We start from the raw sequence: 26,278 nt of genomic DNA on the forward strand, positions 1-26,278 counted from the left end.
GGGCCATCTTGGGATGGCCTGGTTTGGGCTGTGCGGGGGACAGTCTCAGTTGCTGGCGTTGGCCGCAGGCGGTGACGTCAAAGTCTGCTGAGCTTTCAGAAAAGCCAACGCACCATCAACATCCTGCTGCACTGTCAGAATTTCGCTCAAACCGATCAACTCAAACAGGGCATTGACCGTAGGGCTGAGTCGCACCAAAACGAGGTGACCATTTCGTTTGTTCACGCGTTGCTGGCTTTTCAGGATTTTTTTCATCACCATGCTGTCCATGAAGGCGACTTGTTCCAGGTCGAGGATGGTGTTTTGGGACTGCTCAAGGACAGCGTCGAGGGCGTTGTCAAACGCCAGCGCATTCTCATGGGTAAGCTGGTCGAGAGGCACATGCACGAGCATGGTGTCGGCCGCGCTGAGTGGTGTTGTGGTCAGTTGCATCCAGTGATCCTGCGCGGTGGTGGGTAAAGAGGGCTCAGGCCGCAGGTATCTGCTTGCGGGCCATGATGCTTTGATGTTCAGGGCTGTGCGTGAAGTAGTGCACTTGCTCAAAAAGTTGACTGACGAGGAACATGCCATAGCCCGACTCGCTCATCGATTCAGGGGAGGGCAGTTGCACGGGTTTGTAAGGGTCAAAATTGAAAGGGCGCATTTTGAAATGCCATTCAATGCTGCACGACCCGTGACCAAAATGGACCAGCATGAAAATGTGTGCGGGGGCGTTGCTGATCTGTTCACCGTGCTTGACGATGTTGCTGAAAATTTCGGTGCAGCCCAGCAGTACGCCAGCTGCCCAGTCACTTGCCGACAAGTTCATGTGGCCGAAAAGCTCAGCAAGCCAAGCCCTCATGGCTGCCAGTTCTTGCAGATTGTCAGCAAACTGTGATGTCCAGCGATGGGGTAAAGCAGGCTCGGTGGGTGCAAACCGCAAGGCCATGCAAATTCGGTCATCCGCATGGCCTGTCGCGTCTTCGCTGATTTGCATCAGGCGCTTGCACAGTTGTGCTTCTTGCAGCGCAGGCGTGGCGATCAGTTCCTGTGCAATCTGATCCACCGCCATGCGCGTGTTGGACTGCGCCATGCCATCCAGAATGCCATCACTCATCAGCAGAATCCGGTCACCTGGATAGATCGGTAAAACGACGCTGGTGACGGGGCCTTGTTCTATGCCCATGGGCATCATTTGCCCATGGGCCTGAATCACGGTGTTGTTCAGGTCGCTGCGCTGAATCAGCAAGGGCGGAGCGCCCAGATCGACCATTTCCAAAGTGCCCGCTTGGGTGTCTACGCGCAAAAAAATGCAGGTCAAAAAACTGTCTGCTGATTGCAGCATCGGGGTCATGCGTGCCAGAACAGCATTCATCAAGCCCTTGACGCTTTTGTCGGGTGTGGTGGCCAGCACGCTTTTCATGCCTGCAGACAAAAGCGCTGCGGCCATGTCTTTGCCCATGACATCGCCTAACAGGATGTCAACGCAGCCTTCGACGCGAACGGTCACGTCCAGCACATCGCCACTGACCTCATAAAGTGAGCGTATCTCATGGCTCAATGAGATCCCGGGTAAGGGGTTGGCTTGGACGTGAAACAAAAGCGACTCCTGGATCAGCAGTGCAAATTGTCGCTCCCTGTTGCGCAATTTCTCAATGGATTGTCGCCGCAATTCCAGTTCATGCGTTGCTTTGAACAAGGCCTCTCGGGTTTTGCGGGCTTGATCCAGGCGGTGCAGAACCGACAGCAGCTCATCGCGTTTGAGCGGTTTGATCAGAATGCGATCAACACCGAGTCGAACGGCTTTCGACAAACTGTCCTGTTCGCCCCAGGCGGTCATCAAAACGCAGCTGACGCTAGGCCAGACAGTGCGCACATATTTGAGCAAGAACAGACCGGTTTGGCTATCGGACGTCTCGCAGTCCGAGGCCAGGTGCAAGTCTGTCAGTAGAACGTGCCAATTGTCTTGCGATAAAAGTTCAAGGGCTTCGTCTTCGCTGGCGCAAAACTGAACGTCGAACGTTTGCGACTTCAGCCAGCGCAAAAGAATCAATTGTGTGACAGGGTGATCTTCGACGATCAGGACCTTCAGGCGTGACGGCTCCGGACTCTCGCTCATGGACCATCGACGGGGAAAAATCGGTTCTGAGTGGCCTGAAAAAGCATGGTGTCATTTTGCTGAATCGGGATCACCAGTTCGTTGGGTATTTGCCGCGTCAGCCATTCGCTGAGAACACGCTGAACATCGTGCCAATGGGCCATCACAGCCAGCTTCAGCCGCACGACGGCGTCCAGGTCCTGACGGCTGACCGCAGCCTCAAACATTTCAAAAACTTTGGCAGCCTCTAACAAGCCAAAAATTTTCAAAGTGGGCAAGTGCGAGTGTGTGCATTGGCGCATGCGAACCACATTGTCTTTGGCCAAAGCCTCAGCCATGACGTGTTGCTGATCGTTCAAGATGTCTTGCATGGCCTTGACGACCTGAATCAAGAATTGACGATCATCCCCAAGGAACGTCAACGCATGGAATTCATCAAAAGTGTTCATGGTCGTGTTCCGTCATCATGCGGGTGAATAGGCATTGACCGCGTCCGAGACGCTGGGGTGGATCTGGAAGATCCGGTGCATACGCACCATTTCAAGCAGTGTTTGCACAGGCCTTGTCACGCAAGCGAGGCGAATCGCGCCTTGATTTTTCTCGGACTCACGCAGCATCCAGACCAATGAGCCCAGACCGGAGCTGTCCATGAAGTCGAGCATCTTCATGTCCAACGCGATGCGATTGCCTTCCTGCATCAAGGGCTTGACGGCGTCCTTGAAGGTGTCAGTGTTGGATGCGTCCAGCGATGAAACCGTGACCTCAATCACGCTGACGCCTTCTTTGCTTTTGTAGTTTTTGATCATGCTTACCTCCGAAAATCCGGTCAACTCCGCAAGGGCTCATGTGAGCCGGTTGTCAATTTGAAAAAATAACGCCAGAGCAAATGGGCCTGATAGCGCAATGATCGGCCTCTAGCGACTTGGTATCGGTCTTGTACGATCGATTCCAGCCAGTCTCCGCTGTGTGGGCCGTTGAGCCATTCTTCTTGTATCAGCCCGGCAGATCGCCGGGAAAGCCATTTCTGGACTTCGGGCGGGCAGGCTTTCCACTCTGTTTGTGTGCGCAGACGCATGCCCGTCAGGTGCAGTTGGCCCAAGATGACGAGATAAAGATTCGGGACCACATAGCCGAGCAAATGCTTCCAGCCTCTTGTGCTGGGTCCGGCACCAAAAAGGCACACGATGTTTCTTGAAGGCTTGTGCAGGTGTGACCGTTTGGGAAAGACAAAAGGGCGTATCTCCAAATCTTTTGTCATGGCCGCCAGCAGGAACAAGAAGGGCAAAACAGGCAGTACCAGCAGCATCAGCAGAGTCGCACTCAACAGTGAAAGTCCCTGTGCCAATGTTCTTTGCATCGTCAAGTGCCACGCCCCTGAACCGAGCAAGACCGTATCCCGAATTTCGATTTCCGCTTTCCAGCGGTTGCTCCAGGCGACACCGCGCCAGATGACCATCTGTGTGCACTCCAGTTCAGCACCCAGCCAGCTTTCGGGGCCAATGATGCTGTTGGCAATGGTGGTGTCATGACCAATGCGGCATTGTTTGCCGATGACCGAACCCGCAGCGATGCGACAGCCTTTTTCGAGGTAAACGTCTTCTCCGATGTAGACAGGCCCCTGAATGACCACGGTCGGGTGAATCACGACATTGCGGGAGATGTAGATACCGGACTCGATTTGAGCGGCGGGCACCACCACGGGCAGAGAGCCCTTGAGCATGGGGCTGATGGCGGCGAGCAAGTCCTGGCCACTTTGTAAGGGCAGACCGGGTACTTCGATGGCAGGTAGGCCCAGTTGGTCTGGCACCAAAGGCCAGTGGTGCCATTGGCATGCGCCGGCCTGACGCAGGGATTGTTCGTTCAAAACCAGCCAAGGCCAGGCATTCGTGCTTGGGTTAAGGCCATAGGCGCAAGACGACACTGGCGTGGGCACGTGGCGGATGTCCAGCAGTGTATTGGTGCTGCCCACCAAGACATATTCATTGGAGGGCACAGACAGGCGCGATATTTTCTGAAACACCTCCTCCGGTCCTTGAACGGTGATCCATTCAAGGGCGATGCCCCAACGCTGCCCATCACCCAAAACGTCTCTTGCCAAGTCGGGGTTCATCCAGCCGATGCAAGTGATGTGTTCAATGCCCAGGGCGACCATCGATTCAAGGACATGGACCAACGGGCACTTGCCCAAAAAGGGAACGAGATGCACCGCCCGCTCCATGGCCAAAGGCACTTGATCACTTTCATCCAAGGGACTGCCCGTCACCAGGATGGCTGATCTGAACTTCTTGGGATTGGGGACAGACTGCATCAGTAAGCCCCTTTGCCGAACAACACGGCAGGGATGGTTTTCAAGATGAGGAGCATGTCAAGCCAGACCCCTTGGCTGTCGATGTAGCGAATGTCCATTTCAACTTGTTGAGAGAAGGGGACATCGCCGCGGCCCTCCACCTGCCAAAAACAGGTCAGTCCGGGTTTGACATCCAGGCGACGGCGCTCATTGAGTGAGTATTTGGCGACTTCTTGCGGCACAGGCGGTCTCGGACCCACGAGTGACATGTCTCCGACCAGAACACACCACAGTTGCGGTAACTCATCGATGCTGGTTTTCCGGATGAAACGGCCAATGGGTGTGATGCGAGGATCGCGCTTGATCTTGAATGTGATGCCGTCCTTGTGCTGGTTTTGCGACAAAAGTTGGACTTTGAGGGCCTCGGCGTTGAGCACCATGGACCGGAATTTTGGGCAATTGAATTCACGACCCCATTGGCCCACACGCTTTTGCACAAAGATAACGGGGCCCTTGTCATGCCACCAGATGGCCAACATGACCACCAACAGAATGGGGGACAGCAAAATCAGTCCGATGAGACTGGCCAGAATGTCCAATGAGCGCTTGAGTGCACGGGCGACCCCCAGTCCGGCGAGCCACATGTATTTTTTCAAAAGCAATCGCCAGTACCGAATGTTTTGGGGGCCGGAACCCTTCAAGCGGTTTTCCAGTGCCCACAGAACATCGGACCGCTCTTTGGCGATTTCATCGGTGGTCTGTAATGTGGGGAGCATGTGCGTGGTCATCAAGGTCTTCAGGGCGGAATGGCGTTCTGGCTGTTGTTTTCGCAGGTGTGAAGCGTTGATTTGACGGGTGATTTTCGATTCAAATTTGAGCTAATTATTATTCATCGCCGGCCGTCAACTGGGCATCGTCGAATTGAAGTTTGGGCGGTTGTCAGGGTGTCTCCTGAAAGTAATCAGACTTGTCAGTTTGATTTAAGAAATCAACATTTCGTTAACAGTTTTTTTCTTGTTTCTTATTCTATTGATTATTTTGGTTTGTAAAATACCCAATTGGCTAATTTCATTTTTATTGGTTTTGATTTCTGTGGCGAGGCCGGTCCGGTCCGGTCCGGTCCGGTTCGTTCAGCGAGGCGGGAGGGAGGGATTGCTTTGGAGCGACGCAAGGCCAACACCGCCAGCATGTGTTTTGAACAGACAAAACACATGCAGCCACAGCGTGCCGGTGAACGGATGCCTGAACGATAGCGACCGACACAGGTCGCTCAAAGCCGGGGGGGGCGGCTGTGGTTATGGCTTCGTTGAGTTGGTGTTGGTGGTTGATCAGGGCGGCTGGGATCTGTCGTTACCGTGGGAAGCGGCGGATGCTCCGCATGGCTTGGTCGGGCGGCTTTGCCGCGGCCCAAACGCATGGACTGAGGTTTCGCGCACGAGGTCTGGGGGTCACCTGTCATCAACCGCCCATGAAAAATGCCAGTCAGCTTTGAATGACTGGCACGGGTTTTGGCGGTCGTGATCGGGCCGGCGTGACCGCCCTCACATATTGCGTCGGTACTGTCCACCCACCTCGAACAGCGCGTTGGTGATCTGGCCGAGCGAGCACACCCGCACCGCGTCCATCAGCACCTCGAACACGTTGCCGTTGTCGATCACAGCTTGCTGCAAGCGCTTGAGCATGGCTGGCGATTCGGCAGCGTGCAGGGCGTGGAAGTCGTTCAGGCGCTTCAATTGCGACTGCTTTTCTTCCTCGGTCGAGCGGGCCAGCTCCAGCGTGTCCATGACCGCATCACCCTTGGGGTTGCGGAAGGTGTTCACGCCAATGATGGGCAGCTCGCCGGTGTGCTTGAGCATCTCGTAGTGCATGGATTCGTCTTGAATCTTGCCGCGTTGGTAGCCGGTTTCCATCGCGCCCAGCACGCCGCCACGTTCGGCGATCTTTTCAAACTCGGCCAGCACCATTTCTTCGACCAGTTCGGTCAACTCGTCGATGATGAAGGCGCCCTGGTTCGGGTTCTCGTTTTTGGCCAGGCCCCATTCGCGGTTGATGATCATCTGAATCGCCATGGCGCGGCGCACCGAGTCTTCGGTGGGCGTGGTGATCGCTTCGTCAAACGCGTTGGTGTGCAGGCTGTTGCAGTTGTCGTAGATCGCGATCAGCGCTTGCAACGTGGTGCGGATGTCGTTGAACTGGATCTCTTGGGCGTGCAGCGAGCGGCCCGAGGTCTGGATGTGGTACTTGAGCTTTTGGCTGCGCTCATTCGCGCCGTATTTTTCTTTCATGGCCACGGCCCAGATGCGGCGCGCCACGCGGCCCAGCACGGTGTATTCCGGGTCCATGCCGTTGCTGAAGAAGAAGCTCAAGTTCGGCGCGAAGTCGTCGATGTGCATGCCACGCGCGAGATACGCTTCCACAAAAGTGAAGCCGTTGGAGAGCGTGAACGCCAGTTGGCTGATCGGGTTGGCCCCGGCCTCGGCAATGTGGTACCCCGAGATGGACACCGAGTAGAAGTTGCGCACATCGTGGTGCACAAAATACTGCGCGATGTCGCCCATCACTTTGAGCGAGAACTCGGTCGAGAAGATGCAGGTGTTCTGACCCTGGTCTTCTTTCAGGATGTCGGCCTGCACCGTGCCGCGCACATTGGCCAGCACCCATTCCTTGATCTTGGCGGTCTCGGTTTCGGTGGGCTCGCGGCCGTTCTCGGCCTTGAACTTGTCGATGTTCTGGTCGATGGCCGTGTTCATGAACATGGCCAAGATCGACGGCGCTGGGCCGTTGATGGTCATCGACACAGAGGTGGTCGGGTTGCACAGGTCAAAGCCCGAGTACAGCACCTTCATGTCGTCGAGCGTGGCCACGTTCACGCCCGAGTTGCCGATCTTGCCGTAGATGTCGGGACGCAGGTCGGGGTCGTTGCCATACAGCGTGACCGAGTCGAAGGCGGTGGACAGGCGCTTGGCGGGCAGGCCTTCGCTGACCAGTTTGAAGCGGCGGTTGGTGCGGAAGGGGTCGCCTTCACCGGCAAACATGCGGGTCGGGTCTTCGCCCTCGCGCTTGAAGGCAAAGGTGCCCGAGGTGTAGGGGTAGCTGCCGGGCACGTTGTCCAGCATCAGCCACTTGAGCACTTCGCCGTCGTCTTCGTATTTGGGCAGCGCCACCTTGCGGATGGTGGTGCCTGACAGCGATTTGGTGGTGAGCGCTGTGCGGATTTCCTTGTCGCGGATTTTCACCACGTACTCGTCGCCCGCATAGGCTTTTTGCATGTCGGGCCACTGGGCCAGCAGCTTTCGCGCATGGGGGTCTTGGGTTTGTTCGCGGCTCACGGCCAGGTCAATCGCGGCTTCGGCGGCCTTGGCGCGACCGGATTTGCCCACTTCAAGCATGCGGGCGGCAGCGCGCAGTTGCTGGATCTCGCGGGCCAAACGGGCTTGGGTCACAGCGCGCTTTTTGTAGCCGCGCACGGTGTCGCTGATTTCGGCCAAATAGCGGGTGCGGGCGGAGGGCACGACCGGGTTTTGGTGGGTGCTGTGGCGCACGTTGACCACGGGCAAACGGCCTTCGGTGGTCTGCATGCCCAGCTCGGCCAGGCGGGTTTTGAGCGCCTGGTACAGCGCGGTCACGCCGTCGTCATTGAAGCGGGCGGCCATGGTGCCAAACACCGGCATCTGCTCGGTCGGCACAGTCCAGGCTTCTTTGTTGCGCTGCACCTGCTTGGCCACGTCGCGCAGCGCGTCGCTGGCGCCTTTGCGGTCGAACTTGTTGATGGCCACGAACTCGGCAAAGTCCAGCATGTCGATTTTTTCGAGCTGGCTGGCCGCACCGAACTCGGGCGTCATCACGTACATCGGCACGTCCACATGCGGCACGATGGCGGCGTCGCCCTGGCCAATGCCCGAGGTTTCGACCACGATCACATCAAAACCGGCCACCTTGCAGGCCGCCACCACGTCAGGCAGGGCGGCTGAAATTTCACTGCCAAAGTCACGCGTGGCCAGCGAGCGCATGAACACACGCGGGCCTTGCGACCAGGGGCTGATGGCATTCATGCGGATGCGGTCGCCCAGCAGGGCACCACCGCTCTTGCGGCGAGAAGGGTCGATGGAGATGACCGCCACGCGCAGCGCGTCGCCTTGGTCCAGCCGCAGTCGGCGGATCAATTCGTCGGTGAGTGAAGACTTGCCTGCGCCGCCGGTGCCGGTGATGCCCAACACGGGCACTTTCTTTTGCGCAGCCTGTTCGCGCACAGCTTGGACCACGCCCGCATCGGCCTTGTCGTTTTCCAAAGCGGTGATCAGCTGCGCCAGGGCGCGCCAGTTCATCTCGCCGTGGCCCTGAATCGCTGCCACGTCTTTGGGGGCCAGCGGGCTCACGTCCTGGTCGCAACGCATGACCATCTCGCCGATCATCCCGGCCAGGCCCATCTTCTGGCCATCTTCGGGGCTGAAGATGCGCACGCCTTTCTCGGCCAGCATGCGGATTTCAGACGGCACGATCACACCGCCGCCGCCGCCAAACACCTGGATGTGCTCGCCGCCCCGGGCCTTGAGCAGGTCGGTCATGTAGGTGAAATATTCGTTGTGCCCGCCCTGGTAAGAGCTGATGGCAATGCCTTGTGCGTCTTCTTGCAGCGCGGCGGTCACCACCTCGTCCACCGAGCGGTTGTGGCCCAGGTGGATCACTTCGGCCCCCATGCTTTGCAAGATGCGTCGCATGATGTTGATGGCCGCATCGTGGCCGTCAAACAGACTGGCGGCGGTGACAAAGCGCACCTTGTTCGTGGGACGGTATTCAGCCAGGGCTTTGAATTCAGCGGACAGGTCGGTCATGGTTGTCTCTGTGGTGGTTCAGTTGACGTTGACGTAAACGTCAATCAAGACCCGCATCTTAGCTGGTGGTGGCTTTCCTGTCACTGACAGCGTGATGGACGTTCGAAAAGCTATCATTCAAACCCGTTTTCAGCCTCACAGGACACCGCCATGAACGATCCCCAAGTCTCTTTGCCGTCCGGCGTGCAGCCCGCGCAGGGCTATGCAGGCGATGTCAGCCCACAGTTGGCCTGGGCTTGGGTGCAGTCGGGTGAGGCCGTTTTGGTGGATGTGCGCAGCGATGCCGAGCGCGCCTGGGTGGGTTTTGTGCCTGGCGCCCTGGCGCTGGCCTGGAAGCAGTGGCCCGGCATGGCGGTCAACCCCGACTTTGATGCGGGCGTTCAGGCCGTGGGCGCTGGCGGCAAAAAGCTGGTGCTGCTGTGCCGCAGTGGGGTGCGCTCGATTGCCGCTGCCCAGCGCGCGACCGAGTTGGGCTTGCAGGCCTACAACATTCTGGAAGGCTTTGAAGGCGACCCGGACGAGCAGGCCCACCGGGGCCACAAGGGCGGATGGCGCTTTCGCGGCCTGCCCTGGCAGCAAAATTGAGTTTGGCGGTTTAAACGCCGGGTGGCCGCCGGGCGATCATGTCCTGGTTGGCCATTTCGTAGGCATGGGCCAGTGTCAACATGTCCCACTCACCCTGCGGTTTGCCAATCAGCGCCAGGCCCATGGGCAGCCCGTTGGCGCCAAAGCCCGCAGGCACGCTGATGGACGGCAGGCCTGCAAAGGTGGCGTAAATCACCACCTCCATCCAGCGGTGGTAGGTGTCCATGGACCTGCCCGCCACGCTTTGCGGCCAGCGCAGGCTCACATCAAAGGGCCAGACCTGCGCCACCGGAATCGCCAGCACGTCGAACTTTTCAAACAGCGCCAGCATGCTTTGGTAAAAGCGCGTGCGGCTGGCGCTGGCCGACATGAGTTGGGCCCCGGTCAGGTTGAGCGATTGGTCGTGTTCCCACAAGGCTTCGGGCTTGATCTGGGCGCGGTTGCCCGGGTTGACCAGGAAAGGCGCGATGCGCGGCCCCACCAAGGCCTGCCGCCAGACCAGCCAAGCTTCCCAAATTTGCTCAGGCGGCATGCCCAGCCGCGCTTCGTCCACGCTGCAGCCCATGCCCGAAAAGCTTTGCAGTGCCGATTCGCAGAGTGGGAGGATGCCGTCTTCCATGGGCAGGTAGCCTTGCAGATTGCCAAGCCAGCCAATGCGTTGGCCTTTGGGGTCGCTGTGCAGCGAGCCCGCGAACACGGCCGGGTCACCTGTCAGGCTCAAGGGGCTGGACGTGTCTGCCCCGGCTTGCACCGACAGCAGCATGGCCACATCGCGCACATGGCGGCCCATGGGGCCTTCGGTGCCCAGTTGGGCAATGAACACGTCTTGTGCGGGCCACATGGGCACGCGCCCTTGCGAGGGGCGCAGGCCAAACACATGGTTCCAGCCCGCCGGGTTGCGCAGGCTGCCCATGAAGTCCGAGCCGTCGGCGACAGGCAGCATGCGTTGGGCCAGCGCCACGGCCGCACCGCCGCTGCTGCCACCGGCAGACTTGTCCGGGTTCCAGGCATTGCGGGTCGGGCCAAACACTTCGTTGAAGGTGTGTGAGCCCAAGCCGAATTCGGGCGTATTGGTCTTGCCGATGACGATGGCCCCGGCGGCTTTCATGCGTTGCGCCATGAGGCCGTCCTCGCTGGCCACAAAGTCTTTCATCAGCGGACTGCCCAAAGTGGTGCGCAGACCTTGCACGTTAGACAGGTCTTTGATGGCCTGGGGCATGCCGTGCATCCAGCCCATCGACTCGCCTCGGGCCAGCTGGGCATCCCGCTCGTCGGCCTGTCGCAATAGCACATCGGTCTCAACACGGCTCACGATGGCGTTGCTGCCCGGGTTGAGCCGGTCCACCTGGGCCAGTGTCGCGAGCATGACTTCGCGGCATGACACTTGCTTGGTGTGTATCGCACGAGACAAGTCGAGTGCGCTGTATTGGGTAATGTCCTGAGAAGAAGTCAGCATGTTTGGATTTATAGTGGTTTGGTGCAACGGTTGTTGTCCCCCTTTTGACTGGAGTGAATCATGAAGCGTCGTTCCCTGTTTGCCATGGCCACATTGGCCACAGCCCTGTTGGTCCCGATGGGGGTGCAGGCCCAAGGTAAAACCCTGAAGGTGGTGCCACATGCCAACGTGACGATCCTCGATCCGATCTGGAGCACGGCCTTTGTCACGCGCAACCACGGGTACATGATTTACGACACCTTGTTCGGCACCGATTTGGCCGGCAAGGTCAAGCCCCAGATGGTGGATAAGTGGAACGTCAGCAAGGACAACCTCACCTGGACCTTCACCCTGCGCGATGGTCTGGAGTTTCATGACGGCAAGCCTGTCACCAGCGAAGACGTGGTCGCATCCATCAAGCGCTGGTCCAGTCGCGACAGCTTTGGCGGCGTCTTGGCCAAGAGCGTGGACACCTACACCACGCCCGATGCCAAGACCTTTGTCCTCAAGCTCAAGCAACCCTTTGGTGTGATGCTCGAAGCGCTGGGCAAGCCCTCTTCCAACGTGCTGTTCATCATGCCAGCGCGCATTGCCGCCACCCCCGGCAGCGAGCAGATCAAGGAGAACATCGGCTCCGGCCCTTACAAGTTCGTGCCTGGCGAATACAAGCCCGGTGAGCGTCTGGTGTACGTGAAGAACGACAAATACAAGCCGCGCAGCGAGGCCCCCGATGGCACCACAGGTGGCAAGCAAGTGCATCTGGATCGTGTGGAGTGGGTCATCATCCGCGACCCGCAAACCCAGTTCAATGCACTGGTGGCGGGCGAGGTCGACATTGTCGAACAGCCCACGTTCGAGCAGTACGCTTCCTTGAAGGCGCAAAAAGACATCCAGTTGGTGGATGCGCAGCCTGCTGGCCTGCAGTACATCTTCCGGTTTAACCATTTGCATGCGCCGTTCAATGATGTGAAGATCCGGCAGGCTGCCATGGTGGCCCTGGGTCAGGAAGCGCACCTCAAAACACAAGTGGGCGCGCCCGGCATGTTCACTTTCTGCAAGAGCATGTACCCCTGCGGTACACCCTTTGCAAGCGAAAAGACGGGGATCTACACTGGCATGGCCGACCCCAAGAAAGCCGCCCAGATGCTCAAGGATGCGGGCTATGACGGTACCCCTGTGGTGCTGATGCGCCCCACCGACCTGGCCTCGATTGCCAAGCTGCCCTTGGTGGCCAAGCAGCAACTCGAAGCCGCTGGCTTCAAGGTTGACATGCAGCAAATGGACTGGGCCACGCTGGTGGCACGCCGCGCCAAGAAAGATGCACCCGCTCAGGGCGGTTGGAACGCCTTCATGACCGCCTGGACTGCCGGCGACATCCTCAACCCCCTGACCATGGCCATGATGAACGCGGCGGGTGACAAGGGCTGGTTCGGCTGGCAGGACGACAAGCAGATCGAAGATCTGAAGGTCAAGTTTGCGCAGGCTTCCACCGATGCCCAGAAAAAACAGCTTGCCGAGCAGATCCAGCTGCGCGCCATGGAGACCGCCACGCACGTACCGCTCGGGCAGTACTTCAACCCCGCAGCCCTGCGCAAGAACATCTCGGGCTTGGTGCCCGGTGGTGCTCAGGTGTACTGGAACATCAAGAAGAACTGAAAACCATTTCCAACAAGAACAGCTGAAGTTTTATGCTGCGATTCTTGATGCAGCGCCTGCTGGCGCTGATTCCAGTGTTGTTCACGGTGGCCGTCATCGTGTTCCTGATCCTTCGGCTCACGCCGGGGGATCCGGCGGCCGTGATTGCCGGCAACAACGCCACCAACGAAGACATCAACCGCATTCGTGAGCAATTGGGCCTGACCAAGCCCTTGCTGACGCAATTTGGCATTTGGCTTTCAGGTGTGGTGCAGGGCGACCTCGGTTATTCCTTTTACTTGGGCAAGCCGGTGACAGAACTGATTGCCCAGCGCATCGAGCCCACTTTGTCGCTGGCGGTGGGCACCATGCTCATTTCTGTTTGTGTGGCTGTGCCTTTGGGCACTTTGGCCGCCTGGCGCATGGGCGGCTGGTTGGACCGCATCCTGTCTGGTTTTGCGGTGGCGGGTTTTTCAGTGCCGGTGTTTGTCATTGGTTATGTGCTGATCTATATCTTTGCCATTGAACTGCAGTGGTTGCCCGTGCAGGGTTATCGGCGCTTGTGGGGTTCGTCATCCCAGGGTCTGAGTGCCTGGGCCTACCAGCTGGTCTTGCCGTGGGTCAGTTTGGCCACGATTTATGTCGCGCTGATTGCGCGGGTCACGCGTGCCAGCGTGTCCGAGGCATTGACTGAAGACTACATCCGCACAGCCCGCGCCAAGGGCGTGACCGAGCAGGCGGTGCTGCTGCGCCATGCGCTGACCAATGCGGCCGTGCCCATCGTCACCGTGATTGGCATCGGCATTGCTTTGCTGATTGGCGGTGTGGTGGTGACCGAAACCGTGTACGCCATTCCCGGCTTGGGCTCGCTGACGGTGGACGCGGTGCTCAACCGGGACTTTCCCGTCATTCAAGGGGTGGTGCTGTTTTTCAGCGTGCTCTATGTGCTGATCAACCTCTTGGTGGATTTGAGCTATTTGTGGCTTGACCCCCGCATCCGTTATTGAACCGCATGAATTTCCTTTTGCGCAAACTGATGGCGAATGCGTCCATTCGCTTTGGTGCCAGTGTGCTGTTGTTGCTGATCCTGGTGGCCATGTTGGCACCTTGGCTTGGCACCGTGGACCCGGCAGCCATGGACTCGGGCAACATCAACACCTTGTCGGGCACGGTGGGGGCCTTTGCCATGCTGGACGGCTCCAGCGTGGCCCACACCTTCTGGATGGGGGCGGACAACTTTGGCCGTGACATCTACAGCCGTGTGCTGTTTGGCACGCGGGTGTCCTTGCTGATTGGCCTGTTCACCGCTTCGGTGGCCTTGCTGGTGGGGGGCTTGCTGGGCATGCTGGCGGGCTACTTCAGGGCCATGGATGCGGTGCTGATGCGCGTCATGGATGGCTTGATGGCCATCCCGTCCATTTTGTTGGCCATTGCCCTGGTGGCGGCGCTGGGCGCTCAGTTGTGGACCGTGGTGGTGGCGATTGCCATTCCTGAAATTCCCCGTGTGACGCGGCTGGTGCGCTCGCTGGTGCTCACGTTGCGCGAAGAACCTTTTGTCGAGGCTGCGCGCGCGCTGGCCACGCCCACGCCCGTTATCCTCATGCGCCACATCCTGCCCAATGCCATGGCTCCGTTGATCGTGCAGGGCACCTTCATTGCCGCCAGCGCGGTGCTGACCGAGGCCATTTTGAGTTTTCTGGGCCTGGGCCTGCCGGCGGACATTCCGACTTGGGGCAACATCATGGCCGAAGGCCGTGTGCAGTTCACCCAGTACCCCGGCAATGTGCTGTACCCGGCTTTGTTTTTGGTGCCCACCGTGCTGGCCATCAATTTGCTGGGCGATGGCCTGCGTGATGTGCTCGATCCCAAGTTTGCCAAACGGAGTGGCTCATGAGTCAGCCCGTGCTTTCCATACGCGGCCTGTCGGTCGCATTGCCTGCGGGCGGGGATCGGGCGCATGCCGTCACCGCTGTATCGCTGAACATCCTGCCCGGTCAAACCCTGTGTGTGGTGGGGGAGTCTGGATCGGGCAAATCGGTCATGGCCACCACCGTGATGGGCTTGCTGGCCAAAGAACTCCAGCCGGTGGCGGGCGAGGTGCTGTTGCAAGGCGAGTCTCTGCTGCCCGCTTCTGCGTTGCGCTTGCGTCAGTTGCGCGGCAAGGCCATGGGCATGGTGTTCCAGGAACCCATGACAGCCCTCAACCCCGTCATGACCTGTGGGGACCAGGTCGATGAATTGCTCTCCACCCACACCGACTGGCCTGCCGAGCAGCGCCGTGCGGAAATCCTGCGGGTGTTCGAGCGCGTGAAGCTGCCGGAACCGGCGCGCATGTTGCGCAGCTACCCGCATCAGTTGAGCGGCGGGCAGCGTCAGCGCATCGTGATCGCCATGGCCGTGATCCTCAAGCCCGCGCTGCTCATTTGCGACGAGCCGACCACGGCGCTTGATGTGACCACGCAAAAGGAAATTTTGCGCTTGATTGCCGACCTGCAACGAGAGCAGGGCAGCGCGGTGCTGTTCATCACCCACGACATGGGTGTGGTGGCCGAGATTGCCGACCAGGTGCTGGTGATGAACCAGGGCCAGGCGGTGGAAAGCGGTGACTGTGACCAGGTGTTGCGCCGCCCAAGCGCCGATTACACCCGCCAGTTGCTGGCCGCTGTGCCGGGCATGATGCCTCCGCCGGCTAAGCCCGCACCGCAAGGCCCGGCTTTGTTGTCGGGCCAAGGCGTGGGTAAAACCTATGTCAGCCGTGACTGGCTGGGTCGCAGCCGACCCACGGCCGCACTGGTGGATGCCGCTGTGGCTGTGCATGCGGGCGAAACCGTGGGCATCGTGGGCGAGTCCGGTTCGGGCAAGTCCACCTTGGCGCGCTGCCTGATTCGTCTGATCGATCCGACCGAAGGCCAGATCCGTTGGGGTGAAGACGAGGTCGCGCAGCGCCCCGAAAGTCAGCTGCGTCCGCTGCGCCACCGTGTGCAGGTGGTGTTTCAGGACCCGAACCGCTCGCTCAACCCGCGTCGCACCGTGGGCCAGTCCATGGTCGAAGGTGCAATGAACTTTGGACAGTCGCGCGAACAGGCTGAGGCGCTGGCGGTTGAATTGATGGCGCAGGTGCGTTTGCCGGTGGAGGCTTTGAAGCGTTACCCCAGCCAGTTCAGCGGCGGTCAGCGCCAACGCTTGGCGATTGCCCGTGCCTTGGCGTGCCGCCCGCAAGTGCTGGTGGCCGATGAAGCCGTCAGCGCGCTGGATGTGAGCGTGCAGGCCCAGATCCTCAACCTGCTGCGAGAGGCGCAGTCGCGTCTGGGTTTGGGGTTGCTCTTTATCACGCACGACCTGCGTGTGGCCGCGCAACTGTGTGACCGCGTCATCGTGATGCACCAGGGGCGCATTGTCGAGCAGGGTCGCACGGTTGATTTGTATGCCAACCCCCAGCAAGACTACACCCGACGGCTGTTTGATGCGGCGCCCGTCGCACTGCCCCCCTTGGAAAACTGAGACCCCATGACCCGTATCCTGATGGCTGGTTACCAGCACGAGACCAACACTTTTGCCCCCAGCCTGGCCGACTGGGCCGCTTTTCAAAGTGGCGAGGCCTTTCCAGCCTATGTGCGCGGTCAGGCCATGGTCGATGCCATGACCGGGGTCAACATCCCGGCCGGCGGTTTCATCGATGCGGCCAAGCGTGTGGGCTGGCAGCTGGTGCCCTCGGCTTGGGCGGGTGCCACGCCATCGTCGTATGTCACGCGTGACGCGTTCGAGCGCATTTGCAGCGCCATTCTTGAAGATGTGCGTGCGGCCATGGTGCAGGGTCTCGATGGCGTTTACCTCGATTTGCACGGCGCGGCCGTGGCCGAAAACGCCGACGACAGCGAAGGCGAACTCATCGCCCGCATCCGTGCCGTGGTCGGCCCCCGGGTACCGATCGTGGCCAGCCTGGATCTGCACGCCAATGTGACCGAGCGCATGTTGCAGCTGTCCGATGGTCTGGTCGCCTACCGCACCTACCCGCACATTGACATGGCCGACACCGGCGAGCGAGCCGCCGCGCTGCTGCGCGAGCATTTGCGTGCAGGCGGCAAGCGTCCCATGCAGGCGCGTCGCCTGCCGTTTTTGATTCCGCTCAACGCGCAAAGCACCTGGATGGCACCGGCCAAAGACCTGTACGACGAGATGATCGCGCTGGAGGCGCAAACCGGCTGCATGCTGAGTTTCTGCATGGGCTTTCCAGCGTCCGACTTTGACGAGTGCGGTCCCGTGGTCTGGGGCCATGGCCCGCAGGCCGATGCGGCCGTTCAGCGTCTTTATGAGCGTGTGGCCGAACCCGGCCAGTGGCGCCCCGATGTGCTGCCTGCCCGCGAGGCGGTGGCCCAGGCGCTGGCCACAGCAGAGGTGTCGACCGCGCCGGTCGTCATGGCCGACACACAGGACAACCCGGGTGCAGGCGGCGACAGCAACACCACCGGCATGCTGCACGCTTTGCTGCAGCAAGGGGCGGGCAAACGCTGGCCAAGCCAGGTGGCCTTGGGCTTGTTGTATGACCCCGAAGCAGCCAGCAAAGCACATGCGGCCGGCGTGGGCGCCAGCTTGCAACTGGCTTTGGGTAAGGCCGTGCCCACCTTCACCGGTGAGCCCAGTGACCCGCCTGTGCAAGGCCGCTTCACCGTGCGGGCTTTGGGGCCGGATTACTGCGAACTCAAGGGTCCGATGATGACGGGCATGAAAGCCCACATCGGTCCTTGCGCGTGCCTGGAGATCGACGGCGTGCTGATTGCCGTGGCCAGCGGCAAGATGCAGATGCTTGACCGTGAGCTGTTTCGCGCCGTGGGCGTTCAGCCCGAACAGATGAAACTGCTGGTGGTCAAAAGCTCCAACCATTTCCGAGCCGACTTCACGCCGATTGCCAGCCGTGTGTTGGTGGCCAAGGCGGCCGGCCCCATGGCGGCCGACCCGGGCGACTTGCCCTGGAAGAAGCTCAGCCCGCAGACCCGCACCCGACCTTGATGTTGGCATTCAAGTCGGGGTTTTGAAATTTTCACAAAAAGGCATGACCATGACCGACCACACCACTGACCTGACCCAGGCTCCGGCCCACGAACTGCTGGCCCTGTACCGCAGTGGTCAGGCGTCGCCGGTGGATGTCACGAAAGCGGTTTTGCAGCGCATCGTGCGGGTCAACCCCCAGATCAACGCGTTTTGTCTGGTGGATGAACAGGCGGCCCTGGCCAGCGCCCGGGCCAGCGAGTCGCGCTGGCAAGCGCACCGCCAGCAAGGCTCGCCCGTGGGCGCGCTGGACGGCGTGCCCACCTCCATCAAGGACCTGATCCTGACCCAGGGTTGGCCCACCTTGCGCGGCAGCCGCACCATCGATCCTAACCAAGCTTGGGAAGTTGACGCGCCGGCCACGGCCCGTCTGCGCGAGGCTGGTGCCGTGTTGCTGGGCAAAACCACCACGCCCGAGTTTGGCTGCAAAGGCGAGACCAATTCACCGGCCACTGGCATCACGCGCAACCCCTGGAATCTGAACCGCACCCCCGGTGGCTCTTCGGGCGGCACGGCGGCGGCCGTGGCCGCAGGCCTGGGGCCCTTGAGTGTGGGTACCGATGGTGCGGGCAGCGTGCGCATTCCTGCGGCGTTTTGCGGCAACGTGGGCCTCAAGCCCAGCTTTGGGCGCGTGCCCGCCTACCCCTTGTCGCCTTTTGGCTCGGTGGCGCACCTGGGTCCACACACCATGAGCGTGCGCGATGCCGCCTTGATGACCAACGTGCTCAAGCAGCCCGATGCCCGCGACTGGACATCGCTGCCGCCCGATGCGACCGATTACACCGTGGGTCTGGAAGACGGCGTGCGTGGCCTGCGCATCGCGTATTCGCCCACCTTGGGCTATGCCCGCAATGTGCATCCTGAAATCGCTGAATCGGTGGCTACGGCCGTCAAGCAGCTTGAAACCTTGGGCGCGCATGTGGAGCAGGTGGACCCGGGCTTCGAAGATCCGCTGGAGATCACGACCGGTTTGTGGTTCCTCGGGGCTTACACCGTGTGGTCTGGCCTGACAGCCGAGCAGCAAGCCTTGGCCGATCCCGACTTCCGGGCCGAGGCGGCCATGGGCGCGCAAATGAGCGCCCTGCAGGTACAGCAGTTGAACCAGCGCCGCGGCGTGCTCGGTTCGCACATGCGCCAGTTCATGCGCCGTTATGACCTGTTGGTGACCCCGGCCGTCGCCATCCCGGCATTTGAAGCGCGCTCTGCCGGTGCTGTTCCCATGAATCCCGAGTCCATGCTGGGCTGGACCCCGTTCAGCTACCCCTTCAACTTGACTCAGCAGCCTGCGATCAGCGTGCCATGCGGGCTGACCCGCGGCGGTCTGCCCATGGGCTTGCAGATCGTCGGGCCCATGTTTGGTGACGCGCTGGTGTTGAGGGCCGCGCGTGCTTATGAGTCGGTTATGCCGGTGGCGCGCCCGGTCATTTAAGCATTTCAGCTCAGGCTGTGAGGCTGCTTCTGGCGGGGTGGCCCTCGTTTTTTGCCTGCGCCATACCCCCATCCCCCAAATACCCGCAACGGGTAAGCACCACCTTCTCGTTTGAATCGCAGGCTTTTGTGAGGCTGGTTGACGGGTGCCGAGGAGTACAGAGAAATCTCAATTGACTTAATGAATACTTTTGATCTAATACAAGGCTGGTGATTCATTGATACAGCAGCCTAGGAGAGTGTATGCAAGTGATTTGGGTGTCTGGTCCGGCGGCCAAAGTCGTAACTTGGTCCATCACGGCCCGAACGGTCTTGTTGGCACTGGCCGCCGCTTCCAGTTGCTTGGTGATCCTGGGTTTTGTGTTCAACCTGATTGGATTGAGGGTGGCGGTTGAGTATGTGCCCGAACTGGCGCAGCGCATGGGGGGTGTGACCAGTCAAAGCGAACAGCAAAAAATGGAGGCCATCTACCGTCACAAGCTCGATGCATTGAATTCGCAACTTTCAACGGTCACTGAACGTTTGCATGAGCTCGAGAGTGTGAAAAATGAAGTGTTGGGCAGGTTGGGTATTGAAAAGCTGTTTACTTCCTCATTACCGGGCCAGGGCAACCTTTTGGTGGGGCGCGGCGGTCCGCTGAACCTGTTGCCTCGTTGGGGGTTCTCAGCCAAGAAACTGGACCACCAACTGGATCAGTCTCTCAAGCAAATGCAAGACTATGACAAAGCCATGGAGGACATGCATCAACGCTGGCAAAAAGACCTGGCCCGGATTGACCGCTTGCCAACGGTGTTGCCCCTTTCAACTGATTTCGCATTGACCAGCACATTTGGTGTTCGGGCTGATCCGATGACCCATTTGCGCAGCATGCATGAGGGCATTGATTTTGTAGCACCCATGGGGACGCCTGTTTTGGCAACAGCGGATGGGGTGGTCTTGCGTGCAGAGTATTCGGGGGCGTACGGCAATATGGTTGATGTGTCGCATGCCGATGGTTTTGTCACACGTTATGCACACCTCAAGACTATAAACGTCAACATTCATGACAAAGTCGATCGTCACGATAAAGTGGGTACTTTAGGTAATACTGGTAGATCTACGGGACCTCATTTGCATTACGAAGTTATTTTCAAAGATCAGGCCATCCACCCCGCCAAGGCCCTCGCTGTTTGGGCACGCAAGTAACAACTGTCAACACAAAAAGGAAGCAAGATGTTTGGCAAGAAAAAAACAAACCACACCCCTTTGGTCATGAGCCAGGAAAAATTCGACACGCTCATTGGGCGGCATGCGGAGATCCATGGCTGTTTGCGGTTGCAGGAAAGTGTGCGCATTGATGGCAAGGTCATCGGCAACATTGAAGCCCCTAAAGACGCCACCATTTCGGTGGTGATTGGACCCAACGGCGAGGTCCAGGGCGATGTGTTTGCCAGTCGGATCATTGTGGCTGGCAAAGTGTCCGGCAACATCCATGCTTTCGAGCGGGTCGAGCTCATGGCCAGCGCCCTGGTTCAGGGTGACATCAAATATGCCTCCATGGCCGTCGAACACGGTGCCAAATTGCTGGGTTTGCTCTTGCAAGTGGATGCGTCGGATGCCCCCACACGTTCGGACCGTGACGCACAAGACGCCATTCGCAAAGCGCAAACTGCGGGCAGCGCCGGGTAAAGCGGTGGTCTCACACGCCGATTGAAATTCATTATCATCGGCGCATGACATTCTTAGCCATTGATGTGGGCAATACGCGCTTGAAATGGGCGCTGTACGATCAACCGAGCCCCCAAGGCCAATTGCTCGCGCATGGTGCCGAATTTTTGGAAAACATCGACCGCTTGTCCGAGGGGACTTGGGCGCAATTGCCGGTTCCTGATGTGATGCTGGGTTGCGTGGTTGCAGGTGATGCGATCAAGCGACGGGTTCAAGAGCAGATGGAAATTTGGGATTTCTCACCCAAATGGGTTGTTCCTGGCCTAGAAGAGGCGGGCTTGATCAATGGCTACGATCACCCTTCGCGTTTGGGGTCTGACCGGTGGGTCGCCATGATTGGTGCCCGGCACCGCATGATGGCCACGGGACAAAAAAGACCTTTGGTGGTCGTGATGGTGGGTACGGCGGTGACGGTCGAAGCCATCGATGAGCACGGGCACTTTTTGGGGGGGCTGATTTTGCCGGGCCACGGCATCATGCTCCGGGCGCTGGAATCGGGTACGGCGGGCTTGCATGTTCCCACCGGTGAGGTTCGGCCGTTTCCGACCAATACGAGTGACGCTTTGACCAGTGGTGGCACCTATGCGATTGCCGGGGCATGTGAGCGCATGGTTCAGCACTTGCGCGAACACACCGGACAGGAGCCGGTCTGTGTGATGACCGGGGGGGCGGGATGGAAGATGGCACCCAGCATGTCCGTGCAGTTCGAATTGGTCGATAACCTGATTTTTGATGGCTTGCTGGCCATGGCTGCCTGTCGATTCAACTGATGCCGCTTCAGCTTTGGGCTGTTGAGATTGTTTTCACCCTGGTGTCAATCGTGTCTTTCAGGACGAAGCGGTCAATTTCAGCCGGCTTTATTCAGGCGAGACGCTGTAGGCTGCTGTCAGGCTCTGCAAGTGGTGTTGCAACTCTGGGGTGGCCATGTACGGGATGAGTAAAGCCAGGACATGCTTTGCTCCGGTCGTCAATGCCAGCCCCGCACTCGCGGGCTCCATCGCTTGGCGTGGGTTGCGGACATATTCATAACTTAACCAGTACGTCACCATCACGGCCATGCTTGCGGACATGGTTTCAATGCTGTCCGGGCCGATTTGCATCAAGCCGGCAGAAGAAAGAGATTCGAGCATCAAACGCAAAGCCAACGTCTTGCGTTCAAGAATCCGCTGGAAGTGGGTTTCCAGGTGTCGGTTGCCTGACAGCAAGTTGTTCAGGTCGCGGTACAAGAAGCGGTAATTCCAAATTTGCTCGAACAAGGAGTGGAGGAAGAACCAGGCATCCTCTGTGTCCTGAACGTCCGGAGCAGCATCCAGAAGTTTCAAGATCGCCTGTTCGTACTGGTCAAAAAGCTGGTTGACCAAGGCGTCTTTGGATGGGTAGTGGTAGTACAGGTTTCCGGGACTGATGTTGAGTTCGGCCGAAATGACGGTGGTGGAGACATTGGGCTCGCCAAAACGATTGAACAACTCCAGCGTGACCTCGGCAATGCGCTGGGCGGTTCGACGTGGGGGTTTCTTGGCCATGGCTTGCCGTCAGGCGCTGGATGAACCGCCAGCTGGTCGGCGGGCTTTGCGTGTGGGTCCGGGTGCGCTTGTGTCGGGCGGCACCGTGTTGTTGGACGGCTTGGGGGCCGACTTTCGGGCGGCGGGTTTCTGGCGTGCAGTTTGAGGCGTCACGGCTGGGGTGACTTTGGGGGGCACAGATGGCTTGGTCAAGAGCCGTTCGAGCCGCTCCAGGCGCTCGTTCAACGACTGCAGATCGCCCGCTGAGGGGATGCCCAGGCGATGCAATGCCTTGGCCACGCGGTCTTCAAAAAGGTGCTCCAGTCGGTCTGTTCTGACGGCGTTGGGTTGACCGAAATCACTGGCCAAGCTGGTCAGTCGTTCTGTAGCTTCCTGCATGCGCTGTTGTGCCTCGGCTTGACTTTTGCGTTGCAGAGCCAAGCCATCGTTGATGAGGGCTTCGATGGCTTTGCTGCCTTGCTCCTGGGCTTTGGCCATGGCCCCCAAGCCAGCCAGCCAGATGTGCTGTGCTGCCGCGTCAGGTCTTTCGGGTGCTTGGTTTGAATCGGACTTGTCTTTCGATGGCCGTTTGGCGGAGGAGGGGGGCGTTTGGCTCATGGTGATGGGGCTCCAGTGAACATCACTTTAACCGCAATGGAAGAAATTCGAACGAAAACTGTTGTATTCATTCGGCCGCGGTCAATGCAATGCTTCTAAAATCAGAAGATGGCAACACAGCGGTCAAATTGGCATGTCTGTGTTGATGGCTTTGACCCTTCACGAAACCCATCATGACCCTTCTAGTGACCGGCGGTGCCGGATTTATCGGTGCCAATTTCGTGCTCGATTGGTTGGCTGCCAGCGATGAAACTGTCATCAATCTGGACAAACTGACTTATGCAGGTAACCCTGAAACCCTGGCCAGCCTGCAAGGCGATGCGCGCCACCAACTGGTGCAAGGCGACATTGGCGATGCGGCCCTGGTCAGCCGCCTGTTGGCCGAGCATCGTCCCCGCGCCGTGATCAACTTTGCCGCCGAAAGCCATGTGGACCGCTCCATCCATGGCCCGGGCGAGTTCATTGAAACCAACATCGTCGGCACCTTCCGCTTGCTGGAGGCGGTGCGTGGCTATTGGGCCGATTTGCCCGAAGCCGACAAAACGGCGTTTCGCTTTTTGCATGTCTCCACCGACGAGGTCTATGGCTCCTTGGCGAAAGACGATCCGGCGTTTGCCGAAACCCACCGCTACGAGCCCAACAGCCCCTACAGCGCCAGCAAGGCCGCCAGCGACCACCTGGTCCGGGCCTGGCACCACACCTACGGCTTGCCGGTGCTGACCACCAACTGCAGCAACAACTACGGCCCCTACCATTTCCCCGAAAAGCTCATCCCGCTGATGATCGTCAACGCCTTGGCGGGCAAACCCTTGCCGGTGTATGGCGACGGCATGCAGGTGCGCGATTGGCTGTATGTGAAAGACCATTGCAGCGCCATCCGCACGGTGCTGGCGGGCGGCCGCTTGGGCGAGACCTACAACGTGGGCGGCTGGAACGAAAAGCCCAACATCGAGATCGTGCAGACCGTGTGCAAGCTGCTCGACGAGTTGCGCCCCAAGGCCGGTGGCAGCTACGCCAGCCAGATCACCTACGTCACCGATCGCCCGGGCCATGATCGCCGCTACGCGATTGATGCACGCAAGCTCGAAGCTGAGCTGGGCTGGAAGCCTGCCGAGACCTTTGAAACCGGCATCCGCAAAACCGTGGAGTGGTATCTGGCCAACCCCGACTGGGTGGCCCATGTGCAAAGCGGGGCCTACCGGGAGTGGGTTCAAAAACAATACAGCGCCTCATGAAAATCCTGCTGTTCGGCAAAAACGGCCAGGTCGGCTGGGAGCTGCAACGCAGCCTGGCCCCTTTGGGCGAAGTGCTGGCGCTGGACCGGCACAGCACCAATTTCTGCGGTGACCTGAGCCAGCCCGAGCGTCTGGCTCAAACCGTGCGGGACTGGCGCCCTGACGTGATCGTCAATGCCGCCGCCCACACGGCCGTCGACAAAGCCGAGTCTGAACCCGAATTGGCCCGCTGCCTGAACGCCACCGCACCGGCCGCACTGGCGCAGGCCGCCGCCGAAATCGGTGCCTGGCTGGTGCATTACTCGACCGACTACGTGTTCAACGGCGAGGGTGATCAAGCTTGGCAAGAAAGCGATGCCACCGGCCCGCTCAGCGTGTATGGCCAGACCAAGCTTGAAGGCGAGCAGCACATTGCTGCCAGTGGCTGCAAGCACCTGATTTTTCGCACCAGCTGGGTGTATGCGGCGCGGGGCGGCAACTTTGCTAAGACCATGCTACGCCTGGCCGCTGAACGTGAACGCCTCACGGTGATCGATGACCAACACGGTGCACCCACCGGCGCAGACCTGATTGCCGATGTGACCGCCCATGCCATTCGCCAAGCCATGGCCAGCCCAGCCCTCGCTTTGGCTGGCATTTACCACCTGGTGGCTTCGGGTGAAACCAGTTGGCACGGCTACGCCAGCCACGTGATCGCACAGGCGCGTCACCTCCAGCCCGATCCGGGCCTGAAAGTGACCGAAATCGCACCTGTGGCTACCACCGCATTTCCAACGCCCGCCAAGCGTCCGCTGAATTCACGCTTGAGCACCCACAAGCTGCAAGAAGCCTTTGGGCTGGTGCTGCCGTCGTGGCAGCAAGGTGTCAACCGCATGCTGGCCGAGATCCTCTGAGTCGTCACGGGCTTGCGGCACAATCCTCTGGACTTTTGAACCCTCATTTTTTTGACACTTCGCCACGCACCATGACCGACAACACCGCTGCCCCCACCGTTGCCCCGCATGATCAGGCCCAGATCCTGGCGCAGGCCATGCCCTACATCCGCAAGTTCCACGGCAAGACCTTGGTCATCAAATACGGCGGCAACGCCATGACCGATCCGGCTTTGCAGCAGGCCTTTGCCGAAGACGTGGTGCTGCTCAAGCTGGTGGGCATGAACCCGGTGGTGGTGCACGGCGGTGGCCCACAAATTGAAACAGCCTTGAAGCGCTTGGGTAAAAAAGGCGAGTTCATCCAAGGCATGCGCGTGACCGATGCCGAGACCATGGAAGTGGTCGAATGGGTGCTGGGTGGCGAGGTGCAGCAAGACATCGTGGGCATGATCAACCGCGCAGGCGGCAAGGCCGTGGGTCTGACGGGCCGTGACGGTGGGCTGATTCGCGCCAAAAAACTGCGCTTGGTGGACAGCCAGGACCCGAGCAAAGAACACGACGTGGGCCAGGTCGGCGAGATCGAAAGCATTGACCCTTCCATCTTGACCTGTTTGCAAGACGATGCCTTCATCCCCGTGGTCAGCCCCATCGGCTTTGGTGCCAACAACGAAAGCTACAACATCAACGCCGATGTGGTGGCCGCCAAACTGGCCACCGTGCTGCAAGCCGAAAAGCTGCTCATGCTCACGAACATCCGCGGTGTCCTGGACAAAGAAGGCCAGCTGCTGACCGAGCTGACGCCCAGCCGCATCGACGAGCTGTGTGCCGACGGCACCATCAGCGGCGGCATGATCCCCAAAATCGCGGGCGCGCTTGATGCGGCCAAGAGCGGTGTGAATGCGGTGCACATCATCGATGGCCGCGTGCCCCACGCCATGCTGCTGGAGGTGCTCTCCGAACAAGCCTTCGGCACCATGATCCGCAGCCGTTGAAAGCGCGCGCACGTCTGCGTGACCAGA

23 protein-coding genes are annotated in these 26,278 nt (G+C 59.6%); 13 read left to right on the forward strand and 10 right to left on the reverse strand.

Annotated elements, in window-relative coordinates:
* Nucleotides 1-45: 45 nt before the first annotated feature.
* From B9Z47_RS13640 to icmF, 7 genes are all read right to left on the reverse strand, one after another.
* On the reverse strand, nt 46-432 hold the full coding sequence (locus B9Z47_RS13640) for an STAS domain-containing protein (RefSeq protein ID WP_158271694.1): 387 nt from the start codon (nt 430-432) through the stop codon (nt 46-48).
* 34 nt (nt 433-466) lie between these two features.
* Nucleotides 467-2,098: a SpoIIE family protein phosphatase gene (locus B9Z47_RS13645; protein ID WP_108331794.1), complete on the reverse strand. Its 1,632-nt coding sequence runs from the start codon at nt 2,096-2,098 to the stop codon at nt 467-469.
* On the reverse strand, nt 2,095-2,526 hold the full coding sequence (locus tag B9Z47_RS13650; protein ID WP_108331795.1) for a hypothetical protein: 432 nt from the start codon (nt 2,524-2,526) through the stop codon (nt 2,095-2,097). Before B9Z47_RS13650 ends, B9Z47_RS13645 begins: the two co-directional genes overlap by 4 nt.
* Nucleotides 2,527-2,541: 15 nt before the next feature.
* Complete coding sequence (locus B9Z47_RS13655; protein WP_108331796.1) at nt 2,542-2,883, reverse strand: STAS domain-containing protein; 342 nt, start codon at nt 2,881-2,883, stop codon at nt 2,542-2,544.
* A gap of 20 nt (nt 2,884-2,903) precedes the next feature.
* A complete protein-coding gene (locus B9Z47_RS13660; protein WP_108331797.1) occupies nt 2,904-4,385 on the reverse strand; it encodes a hypothetical protein in 1,482 nt (493 codons plus the stop codon).
* On the reverse strand, nt 4,385-5,152 hold the full coding sequence (locus tag B9Z47_RS13665; RefSeq protein ID WP_199226402.1) for a sugar transferase: 768 nt from the start codon (nt 5,150-5,152) through the stop codon (nt 4,385-4,387). The genes B9Z47_RS13660 and B9Z47_RS13665 overlap by 1 nt, the downstream gene beginning before the upstream one ends.
* A 753-nt stretch (nt 5,153-5,905) precedes the next feature.
* Nucleotides 5,906-9,196 carry a fused isobutyryl-CoA mutase/GTPase IcmF gene (icmF, locus tag B9Z47_RS13670; protein WP_108331798.1) on the reverse strand — a complete coding sequence of 1,097 codons (3,291 nt, stop codon included), beginning with the start codon at nt 9,194-9,196 and terminating at the stop codon, nt 5,906-5,908.
* Nucleotides 9,197-9,346: 150 nt separating this feature from the next.
* On the opposite strand from icmF, the gene B9Z47_RS13675 reads away from it, so the two are divergent.
* The gene (locus B9Z47_RS13675) at nt 9,347-9,781 is read left to right on the forward strand and encodes a rhodanese-like domain-containing protein (RefSeq protein ID WP_108331799.1); all 435 of its coding nucleotides are present in this window, start codon (nt 9,347-9,349) and stop codon (nt 9,779-9,781) included.
* Nucleotides 9,782-9,791: 10 nt separating this feature from the next.
* Here B9Z47_RS13675 and B9Z47_RS13680 read toward each other — a convergent pair whose 3' ends face one another.
* Entirely contained in the window at nt 9,792-11,237 is a 1,446-nt protein-coding gene (locus B9Z47_RS13680) for an amidase (RefSeq protein ID WP_108331800.1), read from the reverse strand.
* A gap of 60 nt (nt 11,238-11,297) precedes the next feature.
* Between B9Z47_RS13680 and B9Z47_RS13685 the strand changes: the two genes are divergently transcribed.
* The 9 genes from B9Z47_RS13685 (at nt 11,298) to B9Z47_RS13725 (ending at nt 21,802) form a co-directional block, all read left to right on the forward strand.
* Nucleotides 11,298-12,872, forward strand: coding sequence for an ABC transporter substrate-binding protein (locus tag B9Z47_RS13685; protein WP_108331801.1), 1,575 nt, complete (start codon nt 11,298-11,300; stop codon nt 12,870-12,872).
* A 32-nt stretch (nt 12,873-12,904) separates the two neighbouring features.
* Nucleotides 12,905-13,858, forward strand: a complete 954-nt coding sequence (locus B9Z47_RS13690) for an ABC transporter permease (protein ID WP_108331802.1) — start codon at nt 12,905-12,907, stop codon at nt 13,856-13,858.
* Between the two features lie 5 nt (nt 13,859-13,863).
* Entirely contained in the window at nt 13,864-14,745 is an 882-nt protein-coding gene (locus tag B9Z47_RS13695; protein ID WP_108331902.1) for an ABC transporter permease, read from the forward strand.
* Entirely contained in the window at nt 14,742-16,352 is a 1,611-nt protein-coding gene (locus tag B9Z47_RS13700; protein WP_108331803.1) for an ABC transporter ATP-binding protein, read from the forward strand. Before B9Z47_RS13695 ends, B9Z47_RS13700 begins: the two co-directional genes overlap by 4 nt.
* Before the next feature lie 6 nt (nt 16,353-16,358).
* A complete protein-coding gene (locus tag B9Z47_RS13705) occupies nt 16,359-17,858 on the forward strand; it encodes a M81 family metallopeptidase (protein WP_108331804.1) in 1,500 nt (499 codons plus the stop codon).
* 49 nt (nt 17,859-17,907) lie between these two features.
* Nucleotides 17,908-19,326, forward strand: coding sequence for an amidase (locus tag B9Z47_RS13710; RefSeq protein ID WP_108331903.1), 1,419 nt, complete (start codon nt 17,908-17,910; stop codon nt 19,324-19,326).
* 242 nt (nt 19,327-19,568) lie between these two features.
* Nucleotides 19,569-20,510 carry a M23 family metallopeptidase gene (locus B9Z47_RS13715; protein WP_108331805.1) on the forward strand — a complete coding sequence of 314 codons (942 nt, stop codon included), beginning with the start codon at nt 19,569-19,571 and terminating at the stop codon, nt 20,508-20,510.
* Nucleotides 20,511-20,537: 27 nt separating this feature from the next.
* Nucleotides 20,538-20,993: a polymer-forming cytoskeletal protein gene (locus B9Z47_RS13720; protein ID WP_108331806.1), complete on the forward strand. Its 456-nt coding sequence runs from the start codon at nt 20,538-20,540 to the stop codon at nt 20,991-20,993.
* 44 nt (nt 20,994-21,037) lie between these two features.
* Nucleotides 21,038-21,802, forward strand: coding sequence for a type III pantothenate kinase (locus tag B9Z47_RS13725; protein WP_108331807.1), 765 nt, complete (start codon nt 21,038-21,040; stop codon nt 21,800-21,802).
* A gap of 87 nt (nt 21,803-21,889) precedes the next feature.
* On the opposite strand, the gene B9Z47_RS13730 is transcribed toward B9Z47_RS13725, so the two are convergent.
* Both B9Z47_RS13730 and B9Z47_RS13735 read right to left on the reverse strand, forming a co-directional pair.
* Complete coding sequence (locus tag B9Z47_RS13730; RefSeq protein ID WP_108331808.1) at nt 21,890-22,555, reverse strand: TetR/AcrR family transcriptional regulator; 666 nt, start codon at nt 22,553-22,555, stop codon at nt 21,890-21,892.
* 9 nt (nt 22,556-22,564) lie between these two features.
* Nucleotides 22,565-23,152 carry a phasin family protein gene (locus tag B9Z47_RS13735; protein WP_108331809.1) on the reverse strand — a complete coding sequence of 196 codons (588 nt, stop codon included), beginning with the start codon at nt 23,150-23,152 and terminating at the stop codon, nt 22,565-22,567.
* 173 nt (nt 23,153-23,325) lie between these two features.
* Between B9Z47_RS13735 and rfbB the strand changes: the two genes are divergently transcribed.
* From rfbB to argB, 3 genes are all read left to right on the forward strand, one after another.
* The gene (rfbB, locus tag B9Z47_RS13740; RefSeq protein ID WP_108331810.1) at nt 23,326-24,387 is read left to right on the forward strand and encodes a dTDP-glucose 4,6-dehydratase; all 1,062 of its coding nucleotides are present in this window, start codon (nt 23,326-23,328) and stop codon (nt 24,385-24,387) included.
* Nucleotides 24,384-25,280 (forward strand): dTDP-4-dehydrorhamnose reductase, encoded by an 897-nt coding sequence (rfbD, locus tag B9Z47_RS13745; protein WP_108331811.1) that lies wholly within the window; start codon nt 24,384-24,386, stop codon nt 25,278-25,280. Before rfbB ends, rfbD begins: the two co-directional genes overlap by 4 nt.
* A 71-nt stretch (nt 25,281-25,351) precedes the next feature.
* Nucleotides 25,352-26,251: an acetylglutamate kinase gene (gene argB, locus B9Z47_RS13750; protein WP_108331812.1), complete on the forward strand. Its 900-nt coding sequence runs from the start codon at nt 25,352-25,354 to the stop codon at nt 26,249-26,251.
* Nucleotides 26,252-26,278: the final 27 nt, after the last annotated feature.

It is taken from the genome of Limnohabitans sp. 2KL-1, from assembly GCF_003063435.1.
In the GTDB taxonomy this organism is placed as follows: domain Bacteria; phylum Pseudomonadota; class Gammaproteobacteria; order Burkholderiales; family Burkholderiaceae_C; genus Limnohabitans_A.

What these genes read in the sequence shown, in the direction of transcription:
- B9Z47_RS13640 (WP_158271694.1), bottom strand. Translation starts at nt 432, where the DNA reads ATGCAACTGACCACAACACCACTCAGCGCGGCCGACACCATGCTCGTG.
- B9Z47_RS13645 (WP_108331794.1), bottom strand. Translation starts at nt 2,098, where the DNA reads ATGAGCGAGAGTCCGGAGCCGTCACGCCTGAAGGTCCTGATCGTCGAA.
- B9Z47_RS13650 (WP_108331795.1), bottom strand. Translation starts at nt 2,526, where the DNA reads ATGAACACTTTTGATGAATTCCATGCGTTGACGTTCCTTGGGGATGAT.
- B9Z47_RS13655 (WP_108331796.1), bottom strand. Translation starts at nt 2,883, where the DNA reads ATGATCAAAAACTACAAAAGCAAAGAAGGCGTCAGCGTGATTGAGGTC.
- B9Z47_RS13660 (WP_108331797.1), bottom strand. Translation starts at nt 4,385, where the DNA reads ATGCAGTCTGTCCCCAATCCCAAGAAGTTCAGATCAGCCATCCTGGTG.
- B9Z47_RS13665 (WP_199226402.1), bottom strand. Translation starts at nt 5,152, where the DNA reads ATGACCACGCACATGCTCCCCACATTACAGACCACCGATGAAATCGCC.
- icmF (WP_108331798.1), bottom strand. Translation starts at nt 9,196, where the DNA reads ATGACCGACCTGTCCGCTGAATTCAAAGCCCTGGCTGAATACCGTCCC.
- B9Z47_RS13675 (WP_108331799.1), top strand. Translation starts at nt 9,347, where the DNA reads ATGAACGATCCCCAAGTCTCTTTGCCGTCCGGCGTGCAGCCCGCGCAG.
- B9Z47_RS13680 (WP_108331800.1), bottom strand. Translation starts at nt 11,237, where the DNA reads ATGCTGACTTCTTCTCAGGACATTACCCAATACAGCGCACTCGACTTG.
- B9Z47_RS13685 (WP_108331801.1), top strand. Translation starts at nt 11,298, where the DNA reads ATGAAGCGTCGTTCCCTGTTTGCCATGGCCACATTGGCCACAGCCCTG.
- B9Z47_RS13690 (WP_108331802.1), top strand. Translation starts at nt 12,905, where the DNA reads ATGCTGCGATTCTTGATGCAGCGCCTGCTGGCGCTGATTCCAGTGTTG.
- B9Z47_RS13695 (WP_108331902.1), top strand. Translation starts at nt 13,864, where the DNA reads ATGAATTTCCTTTTGCGCAAACTGATGGCGAATGCGTCCATTCGCTTT.
- B9Z47_RS13700 (WP_108331803.1), top strand. Translation starts at nt 14,742, where the DNA reads ATGAGTCAGCCCGTGCTTTCCATACGCGGCCTGTCGGTCGCATTGCCT.
- B9Z47_RS13705 (WP_108331804.1), top strand. Translation starts at nt 16,359, where the DNA reads ATGACCCGTATCCTGATGGCTGGTTACCAGCACGAGACCAACACTTTT.
- B9Z47_RS13710 (WP_108331903.1), top strand. Translation starts at nt 17,908, where the DNA reads ATGACCGACCACACCACTGACCTGACCCAGGCTCCGGCCCACGAACTG.
- B9Z47_RS13715 (WP_108331805.1), top strand. Translation starts at nt 19,569, where the DNA reads ATGCAAGTGATTTGGGTGTCTGGTCCGGCGGCCAAAGTCGTAACTTGG.
- B9Z47_RS13720 (WP_108331806.1), top strand. Translation starts at nt 20,538, where the DNA reads ATGTTTGGCAAGAAAAAAACAAACCACACCCCTTTGGTCATGAGCCAG.
- B9Z47_RS13725 (WP_108331807.1), top strand. Translation starts at nt 21,038, where the DNA reads ATGACATTCTTAGCCATTGATGTGGGCAATACGCGCTTGAAATGGGCG.
- B9Z47_RS13730 (WP_108331808.1), bottom strand. Translation starts at nt 22,555, where the DNA reads ATGGCCAAGAAACCCCCACGTCGAACCGCCCAGCGCATTGCCGAGGTC.
- B9Z47_RS13735 (WP_108331809.1), bottom strand. Translation starts at nt 23,152, where the DNA reads ATGAGCCAAACGCCCCCCTCCTCCGCCAAACGGCCATCGAAAGACAAG.
- rfbB (WP_108331810.1), top strand. Translation starts at nt 23,326, where the DNA reads ATGACCCTTCTAGTGACCGGCGGTGCCGGATTTATCGGTGCCAATTTC.
- rfbD (WP_108331811.1), top strand. Translation starts at nt 24,384, where the DNA reads ATGAAAATCCTGCTGTTCGGCAAAAACGGCCAGGTCGGCTGGGAGCTG.
- argB (WP_108331812.1), top strand. Translation starts at nt 25,352, where the DNA reads ATGACCGACAACACCGCTGCCCCCACCGTTGCCCCGCATGATCAGGCC.